The following is a 9293-nucleotide window of genomic DNA, read 5'->3' as shown; positions in this document are numbered from 1 at the left end:
CTATTTGACCTCGACCACAGTGCCCTGCAACCGTTGCAAGGCTTCGTTCACCGCTTGCGGCATGAGCTGGCGCAGGCAGTTGTAATGACCAAAGCGGCAGGTGCGGTCGAAACACGGACTGCACTCGATGCCCAGGCGCACGATTTCGACCTGATCGGCCAGCGGTGGCGTGAAGCCTGGCGATGTCGAGCCATAGACCGCCACCAGCGGGCGATTCAGCGCGGCGGCGACGTGCATCAGGCCGGAGTCGTTGGAGACCACCGCGTCGGCGCAGGACAACAGATCAATGGCCTCGGCCAGCGAGGTATCGCCACTGAGGTTCACTGACTCTTCGCGCAAACCGGGAATCAGCCGCGCGCGGATATCCTCACCGACGGCATGATCGTTTTTCGAGCCGAATAGCCAGACTTGCCATCCGTCCCGGATCTTAGCTTCCGCGACCTTGGCGTAATGCTCGGACGGCCAGCGTTTGGACTCGCCGAACTCGGCACCAGGACACAACGCCAGCACCGGGCGATCGAGGGCCAAGCCAAACCTGGCCAATGCCGCCTCGCGGGTCACCGGGTCAATTTTCAGCCTCGGCCGCGGATAGGGCTTGGGCATCTCGGCACCCGGCTCATAAGCCAGGGCCATGAAGCGCTCGATCATCAGCGGGTAACGCTCTTTATCCAGCGTACGCACGTCATTGAGCAGGCCGTAACGGAATTCGCCGCGCCAGCCAGTGCGTTTCGCGATGCCGGCAAAAAACGGCACCAGTGCCGATTTCAGGGAGTTGGGCAACAGGATCGCCTGATCGTACTGGCCGGCCAGGGATTTGCCGATGCGCCGGCGCGTGGCCAACTCCAGCGCGCCATGGCCGAGCGGAAAGCTCAAGGCCTGGCGCACTTCGGGCATGCGCTCAAGAATCGGCCGGCTCCACTCGGGGGCCAGCACGTCGATTTCGCATTGCGGGTGACGCTGCTTCAGGCACTGAAAAAGTGTCTGCGCCATCACCATGTCACCGACCCAACTGGGCCCTACAATCAGAATTTTCATGTGGTTTCCAAAAACGAACCGGGGAGGCCTACGCCTCCCCGCCTCGAAAATTCTACAAAACACTGCAGATCAAATGTGGCGAGGGGGCTTGCCCCCGCTGGGTTGCGAAGCGGCTCCATAACAGTGGTCGGGGACTACTGCGTAGTCCGACGGGGGCAAGCCCCCTCGCCACACAAGCCCCTCGCCACATTGAGCCCCCTCACCACACGAGCTCGCTCCCACACTGGGTATTCGATGTTGCAAATTCCGTTTCAGCCTAGCCCCAGCTCGCGCCAGATTCGCATCACCTGCCGCCGTTCATCCACGAACTGGTCGCCCGGTATCACCCCGGCGTCCTTCTGCAAGGCCTGTTTGTGGGCTGCGGAGCGGTAGGCCTTATAAGCTTCGCGCAGCAGACTGGCGTCTTCGGCAGGCATCAGTCCTTCGCGCTCCAGCTCTTCCAGAATGCGGATATTGTCAGACCAGCGTAGCAACGGCGGGCACGTTTGCGACCACGCCAGGGCCGCGTATTGCACCATAAATTCAATATCGACGATACCTCCGGCGTCCTGCTTGAGATCGAACGGCGCCGTGGCTTCGAAGGCATTCGCCCCGGTGCCGGCCGCCGTACTCTTGCTGCCGAGGTTATCGCGCATCTTGGCGCGCATCTCGCTGACCTCCTTGCGCAAGGTCGACAGGTCGCGCACCTGCCCCAGGATCTGCGCGCGAATCTGCTCGAATGCCCGACCGACATCCTCGCTGCCGACCAGCACTCGCGCCCTTACCAACGCCTGATGTTCCCAGGTCCAGGCCTCGCCTTGCTGATATCGGGCAAATGCGCCCAGCGAAGTCACCAGCAAACCCGACGCACCGGAAGGTCGCAGGCGCATGTCCACTTCATATAACTGACCGGAGTTGGTCTGGGCCGTCAGCAGGTGAATGATCCGCTGCCCGAGCCGGGTGAAAAATTGTGCGCCATCGATCGGTTTCGGTCCGTCGGTTTCAGCCTGGGGATCGCCATCGTGGATGAATACCAGGTCCAGGTCCGAAACATGCCCGAGTTCGATGCCGCCGACTTTCCCATAACCGACAATGATGAAGCCGGGATCGCACAACGTGCCATCGGTGCGCAACGGTGTACCGTACTTGGCCACGGTCTGGCGCCAGGCCAGCGCCAGCACTTGCTCGAGAATTGCTTCGGCAAGCCAGGTCAAATAGTCGCTGACTTTCATCAGTGGCAAGCTGCCAGCGATTTCCGAAGCGGCGACGCGCAAGCGGTGTGCCAGCTTGAAATGGCGCAGGGCTTCCATTTGCTGTTCGAGATCGTCCTCGGGAATCCGCGTCAGGCGTTCGCGCAGTTCAGCGGCCAGTTCCGGCGCCAATGGCGGCTTGAACAGCCGGCCTTCGTTGAGCAGCTCATCCAGCAACAACGGGAACCGGGTGATCTGCTCGGCGATCCACGGGCTTGCGGCGCACAAGGTCAGCAATCGACGCAGTGCCCCGGGGTTTTCGGTCAGCAATACCAGATAAGCGGAACGCCGGGCCACGGCCTCAACCAATGGCAACACCCGCTCCAGCACCAGATCGGGATCCGCGTGCTCAACGGCCTGGGCCAACAAGCGAGGAATAAAGGCATCAAGACGCTCACGCCCGAGACGCTGCATGGCACGCAACTGTGGACTGCCACGCAGGCCGGCCAGGGCCTTCAACGCCTTGCTGGCATCAGCAAAGCCGCCCTCTTCAAGCTGACGACAAGCGGCCTCTTCGTCCTGGGACTGCTCCCACAACGGCAACCATTCTCCGCCCACCACGACTTCGCTTTCGGCGCCTTGCTCTTCATCAGGGTCGGCAATCACCTGGGCGAAATGCCAGGCGACGCGACCACGCCAATACATCAGTTGTTGATGAAATGCCGGCCAATCGGCGAAGCCCAACATGAAGGCAATGCGTGCCTGATCCTGCTCACCGTCCGGCAGCATTTGCGTCTGCCGGTCGGCAATTGCCTGGATCGCGTGTTCGGTGTACCGCAGGAATTCGTAACCTTCGCGCAATTCGCTGATGACCGCTGGCGGCAGGTACCCCTGGCCTTCGAGCGTGCCCAACACCTTTAATAGTGGACGTTGTTGCAGGCTCAGGTCCCGACCTCCGTGGATCAGCTGGAAAGCCTGGGCGATAAACTCCACCTCGCGAATACCGCCGGAGCCGAGCTTGATGTTGTCGGCCATGCCCTTGCGCCGGACTTCCTGCTGAATCAGCTGCTTCATGGTGCGCAGCGCTTCGATGGCCGAGAAGTCCAGGTAACGCCGGTATACGAACGGGCGCAGCATGTCTTGCAACTGTGCACCAGCCACCTGATCGCCGGCCACCACCCGCGACTTGATCATCGCGTAGCGTTCCCAGTCACGCCCCTGATCCTGATAATACTGTTCCAGTGCGTTGAAACTCAGCACCAGGGCACCCGACGAACCGTAGGGACGCAAGCGCATATCGACGCGGAATACGAAACCGTCGACAGTCATCGGATCCAGGGCCTTGATCAGGCGCTGACCGAGTCGAATGAAGAACTCCTGATTATCCAGGGCACGTTTGACACCGACTGTTTCGCCGCCCTCGGGATAGGCGAAAATCAGGTCAATGTCCGACGACAGGTTGAGCTCCACTGCACCGAGCTTGCCCATGCCAAGGATGACCATCTGCTGCGGCTCGCCACTGCGCCGACCGGTCGGCACGCCGAACTGCTGGCAATGTTGCGTGTACAACCACCGATAGGCCTGATCGATACTCGCATCGGCCATGTCCGAGAGGTCGCGGCACGTCTGCACCAGGTCAGCCTGGCGGGTCAGGTCTCGCCAGATGATCCGCACCTGCTGGCGCGCTCGCTGCCGACGCAAGGCGCGGCCCAGTTGATCTTCTGTTTCGGCGGCATTTACGGCGCCAGCGATCTGCGCGCACAACTCACCGGCGGCGAAGCGCCGGTCCAGTTCGCCGGACTGCACCAGATCCAGCAATATCAAAGGGTCACGAACGCTCTGTTCAATCACGAAATCGCTGGCGGCGGTTACCCTCGCAAATTGCGCCCAGCGTTCAGGCGTCCACGTCGACAGCCCATGATCATCGTCTAGGGCGGCGACGGCGTCACGGAACGACTGCTCGGCGCGGGTGACAAACGGCACAAGAATGGCGGGCAGTACGGCAAGCGGTGGGAGGCTCATGGTCTATCCTTGATCGGCGTGCAACGGGCTGCATGTAGTGAATCTGGCAAACCCACTACCTGAAGGAGTGTCGAACAAAAGTTAGAAATAGCTGAATTTTCTTTTATTGTGGCAGCCAGCATCAAACTTTTACCTGATTTGGTTGATAAAACACCAACCTTAATGATTAATCTCACAACGCAGCCGAGGGCCACAAGCCGCTGATCTGTAGTTTTACTACTCGTATATACATTAGCGAAGCTGAAATGCCGGATGATTTGTAGTAAAACTACACGCCGCCGGAACAACCTGTCGGCAATCCAAGAATTCATAACGTCTGCCCACAAGGCCAGTCGCAAACTCAGGCAACCGATTCTGGAAGCCTTTCCGCCCTGGAGCAAGCCATGCAAGACCTCGATCCCGTCGAAACCCAGGAATGGCTGGACGCCCTGGAATCGGTTCTCGACAAAGAAGGCGAAGACCGCGCTCACTATTTGATGACCCGTATGGGTGAACTCGCGACCCGCAGCGGCTCGCAGTTGCCTTACGCCATCACCACGCCTTACCGCAACACGATCCCCGTTACCCACGAAGCACGCATGCCTGGCGACCTGTTCATGGAACGCCGCATTCGCTCGCTGGTACGCTGGAACGCGATGGCCATGGTAATGCGTACGAACCTGAAAGATTCTGACCTGGGTGGTCACATCTCCAGCTTCGCTTCCAGTGCGACCCTGTATGACATCGGCTTCAACTACTTCTTCCAGGCCCCGACCGACGAACACGGCGGCGACCTGATCTACTTCCAGGGCCACACCTCGCCAGGCGTTTACGCCCGTGCATTCATGGAAGGCCGCATCACCGAAGACCAGATGAACAACTTCCGCCAGGAAGTAGACGGTCAGGGCCTGTCGTCCTACCCGCACCCTTGGCTGATGCCTGACTTCTGGCAGTTCCCGACCGTTTCCATGGGTCTGGGTCCGATCCAGGCGATCTACCAGGCTCGCTTCATGAAGTACCTGGAAGCCCGTGGCTTCATTCCTGCCGGCAAGCAAAAAGTCTGGTGTTTCCTGGGCGACGGCGAGTGCGACGAGCCGGAATCCCTGGGCGCGATCTCCCTGGCTGGCCGCGAGAAGCTGGACAACCTGATTTTCGTCATCAACTGCAACCTGCAGCGCCTCGACGGCCCGGTTCGCGGCAACGGCAAGATCATCCAGGAACTCGAAGGCGTCTTCCGCGGTGCTCAGTGGAACGTGACCAAAGTCATCTGGGGCCGTTTCTGGGACCCACTGCTGGCCAAGGACGTCGACGGTATCCTGCAACGCCGCATGGACGAAGTCATCGACGGCGAGTACCAGAACTACAAAGCCAAAGACGGCGCGTTCGTGCGTGAACACTTCTTCAACTCGCCAGAACTCAAGGCGATGGTTGCAGACCTGTCCGACGACGAGATCTGGAAGCTCAACCGTGGTGGCCACGACCCGTACAAGGTCTACGCGGCGTACCACGAAGCGGTCAACCACAAAGAACAACCTACCGTCATCCTGGCCAAGACCATCAAGGGTTATGGCACCGGTGCCGGCGAAGCGAAAAACACCGCGCACAACACCAAGAAAGTCGATGTCGACAGCCTGAAGTTGTTCCGCGACCGCTTCGACATTCCGGTCAAGGACGAAGAGCTGGAGAACCTGCCGTTCTTCAAGCCAGAACCAAACAGCGCCGAAGCCCGCTACCTGAGCGAGCGCCGCACTGCTCTGGGTGGTTTCGTGCCACAGCGTCGCGCACAAAGCTTCAGCGTACCGACGCCGCCACTGGATACCCTCAAGGCCATCCTCGACGGCTCGGGCGACCGTGAAATTTCCACCACCATGGCTTTCGTGCGCATCCTGGCGCAATTGGTCAAGGACAAGGAAATCGGTCCACGCATCGTTCCTATCATTCCGGACGAAGCCCGTACCTTCGGCATGGAAGGCATGTTCCGTCAGTTGGGCATCTACTCGTCCGTCGGCCAGCTCTACGAGCCAGTCGATAAAGACCAGGTGATGTTCTACAAGGAAGACAAGAAGGGCCAGATCCTCGAAGAAGGCATCAACGAAGCGGGCGCCATGAGCTCCTTCATCGCTGCCGGTACTTCGTACTCCAGCCACAACCAGCCAATGCTGCCGTTCTACATCTTCTACTCGATGTTCGGCTTCCAGCGTATCGGCGACCTCGCATGGGCCGCTGGCGACAGCCGTACCCGTGGCTTCCTGATCGGCGGCACCGCCGGCCGTACCACCCTGAACGGTGAAGGCCTGCAACACGAAGACGGTCACAGCCACCTGCTGGCCGCGACCATCCCGAACTGCCGCACCTACGATCCAACCTACGGCTACGAGCTGGCGGTGATCATCCAGGACGGCATGAAGAAGATGACCGAAGAGCAACAGGACGTCTTCTACTACATCACCGTGATGAACGAGTCGTACCAGCAGCCAGCCATGCCGGCCGGTGCCGAAGAAGGCATCAAGAAAGGCATGTACCTGCTCGAAGAAGACACCCGCGAAGCGGCGCACCACGTTCAGCTGATGGGCTCCGGTACCATCCTGCGTGAAGTCCGTGAAGCAGCGAAGATCCTGCGTGAAGAGTTCAACGTCGGCGCCGACGTGTGGAGCGTTACCAGCTTCAACGAACTGCGTCGCGATGGCCTGGCCGTAGAGCGCAGCAACCGTCTGCACCCTGGCCAGAAGCCGAAGCTGAGCTACGTCGAAGAGTGCCTGAACGGCCGTAAAGGTCCGGTCATCGCCTCTACCGACTACATGAAGCTGTTCGCCGAGCAGATCCGTCAGTGGGTACCGTCCAAGGAATTCAAAGTCCTGGGCACCGACGGTTTCGGCCGCAGCGACAGCCGCAAGAAACTGCGTCATTTCTTCGAAGTTGACCGTCATTTCGTGGTGTTGGCAGCCCTGGAAGCACTGGCTGACCGTGGTGACATCGAACCTAAGGTTGTGGCTGAAGCCATTGCCAAGTTCGGTATCAACCCGGAAAAACTCAACCCACTGGACTGCTGAGGAGAGATTCTGTGAGCGAACTCATTCGCGTACCTGACATCGGCAGCGGTGAAGGTGAAGTAATTGAACTGTTTGTGAAGGTCGGCGACCGTATTGAAGCCGACCAGAGCATCCTGACGCTGGAATCGGACAAGGCGAGCATGGAAGTGCCTGCGCCGAAGGCCGGTATTATCAAGAGCCTGAAAGTGAAGCTGGGCGATCGCCTGAAAGAAGGCGACGAACTGCTGGAGCTGGAAGTCGAAGGTGCCGCTGCTGCGGCTCCAGCGGCCGCCGCTGCGCCAGCCGCCAAAGCCGAAGAGAAACCGGCCGCTGCTCCAGCGCCGGCCGCTCCTGCTGCTGCGCCGGTTGCCGCTTCGGTTCAGCAAGTGCACGTGCCGGACATCGGTTCGTCGGGCAAGGCCCAGATCATCGAGATCCAGGTCAAGGTCGGCGACACCGTCGCAGCTGATCAATCTTTGATCACCCTGGAGTCCGACAAGGCCAGCATGGAAATCCCGTCGCCTGCCGCTGGCGTGGTCAAGGCCATCAGCGTCAAGCTCAACGACGAAGTCGGCACCGGCGACCTGATTCTGGATCTGGAAGTGGCGGGCGCTGCGGCGCCGGCTGCTGCCGCTGCTCCTGCTCAGGCCGCTGCTCCTGCCGCCACTGCTCCGGCACCGGCCGCCGCTCCTGCTGCACCGGTTGCCGATAGCGTTCAGGACATCCACGTTCCGGATATCGGTTCGGCGGGCAAGGCCAAGATCATCGAAGTCCTGGTCAAGGCCGGCGACACCGTTGAAGCCGACCAGTCGCTGATCACCCTGGAATCCGACAAGGCGAGCATGGAAATCCCATCGCCTGCCGCGGGTGTGGTGGAAAGCGTCTCCGTCAAGCTCGATGACGAAGTCGGCACCGGCGACCTGATTCTCAAGCTGAAAGTCAAAGGCGCGGCGCCTGCTGCTGCCCCGGCACCTGCCGCTGCTGCGAGCGCTCCTGCGCCAGCCGCTGCTGCTCCGGCTGCCGCTGCACCTGCTGCTGCCGCTCCGGTTGCTGCTCCAGCCAAACCGGGCGCCAAGGTTCACGCCGGCCCGGCAGTGCGCCAACTGGCCCGTGAATTCGGCGTCGAGCTGAGTGCCGTTGGCGCCAGCGGTCCGCACGGTCGCATCCTGAAAGAAGACGTGCAGGTTTACGTCAAAGCCATGATGCAGAAGGCCAAGGAAGCACCGGCCGCTGCTGCTGGCGCAACCGGTGGCGCGGGCATCCCGCCGATTCCGGTCGTGGACTTCAGCCGCTTCGGTGAAATCGAAGAAGTGCCGATGACCCGCCTGATGCAGGTCGGTGCTGCCAACCTGCACCGCAGCTGGTTGAACGTGCCGCACGTGACGCAATTCGACTCGGCGGATATCACCGAACTCGAAGCGTTCCGCGTCGGCCAGAAAGCCGTGGCCGAGAAGGCTGGCGTCAAGCTGACCATCCTGCCACTGCTGCTCAAGACCTGCGCGCATCTGCTCAAGGAACTGCCGGACTTCAACAGTTCGCTGGCACCAAGCGGCAAGGCGATCATCCGCAAGAAGTACGTGAACATCGGTTTCGCCGTCGACACCCCGGATGGCCTGCTGGTACCGGTCATCAAGAACGTCGACCAGAAGAGCCTGCTGCAACTGGCCGCCGAGGCTGCTTCCCTGGCTGAAAAAGCCCGGACCAAGAAGCTCTCGTCGGATGAGATGCAAGGCGCGTGCTTCACCATTTCCAGCCTCGGCCACATTGGCGGCACCGGCTTCACGCCGATCGTCAACGCGCCGGAAGTGGCGATCCTCGGTGTTTCCAAGGCAACCATCCAGCCAGTCTGGGACGGCAAAGCCTTCCAGCCGAAACTGATGCTGCCCCTGTCGCTGTCCTACGATCACCGCGTGATCAACGGTGCCGCTGCTGCACGCTTCACCAAGCGTCTGAGCGACCTGCTGGGCGACATCCGCACCATGCTGCTGTAATACCGGCCGGCCCTCCTTCACCGGAGGGCCCGTCGCGTTCCACGTTTCCGAGCGCCACGCTCGTACCT

4 protein-coding genes are annotated in these 9293 nt (G+C 60.8%); 2 read left to right on the top strand and 2 right to left on the bottom strand.

Going from position 1 to position 9293, the window contains the following annotated elements; genetic code table 11:
* Positions 1–1035 carry a lipopolysaccharide heptosyltransferase II gene (waaF, locus tag ASE98_RS18065; RefSeq protein ID WP_060542690.1) on the bottom strand — a complete coding sequence of 345 codons (1035 nt, stop codon included), beginning with the start codon at positions 1033–1035 and terminating at the stop codon, positions 1–3.
* Positions 1036–1286: 251 nt separating this feature from the next.
* The gene (gene glnE, locus ASE98_RS18060) at positions 1287–4226 is read right to left on the bottom strand and encodes a bifunctional [glutamate--ammonia ligase]-adenylyl-L-tyrosine phosphorylase/[glutamate--ammonia-ligase] adenylyltransferase (RefSeq protein ID WP_060542689.1); all 2940 of its coding nucleotides are present in this window, start codon (positions 4224–4226) and stop codon (positions 1287–1289) included.
* 383 nt (positions 4227–4609) lie between these two features.
* Between glnE and aceE the strand changes: the two genes are divergently transcribed.
* Both aceE and aceF read left to right on the top strand, forming a co-directional pair.
* Positions 4610–7255: a pyruvate dehydrogenase (acetyl-transferring), homodimeric type gene (aceE, locus tag ASE98_RS18055; RefSeq protein WP_060542688.1), complete on the top strand. Its 2646-nt coding sequence runs from the start codon at positions 4610–4612 to the stop codon at positions 7253–7255.
* An 11-nt stretch (positions 7256–7266) separates the two neighbouring features.
* Complete coding sequence (aceF, locus tag ASE98_RS18050) at positions 7267–9225, top strand: dihydrolipoyllysine-residue acetyltransferase (RefSeq protein ID WP_060542687.1); 1959 nt, start codon at positions 7267–7269, stop codon at positions 9223–9225.
* Positions 9226–9293: the final 68 nt, after the last annotated feature.

It is taken from the genome of Pseudomonas sp. Leaf48, from assembly GCF_001421885.1.
In the GTDB taxonomy this organism is placed as follows: Bacteria; Pseudomonadota; Gammaproteobacteria; order Pseudomonadales; family Pseudomonadaceae; genus Aquipseudomonas.
Note: the sequence above shows the minus strand (reverse complement) of the source record. Positions and strands in the feature narration are given on the sequence as shown.

Coding starts and splice junctions, on each gene's coding strand:
- waaF (WP_060542690.1), bottom strand. CDS start 1,035: ATGAAAATTCTGATTGTAGGGCCCAGTTGGGTCGGTGACATGGTGATG.
- aceE (WP_060542688.1), top strand. CDS start 4,610: ATGCAAGACCTCGATCCCGTCGAAACCCAGGAATGGCTGGACGCCCTG.
- glnE (WP_060542689.1), bottom strand. CDS start 4,226: ATGAGCCTCCCACCGCTTGCCGTACTGCCCGCCATTCTTGTGCCGTTT.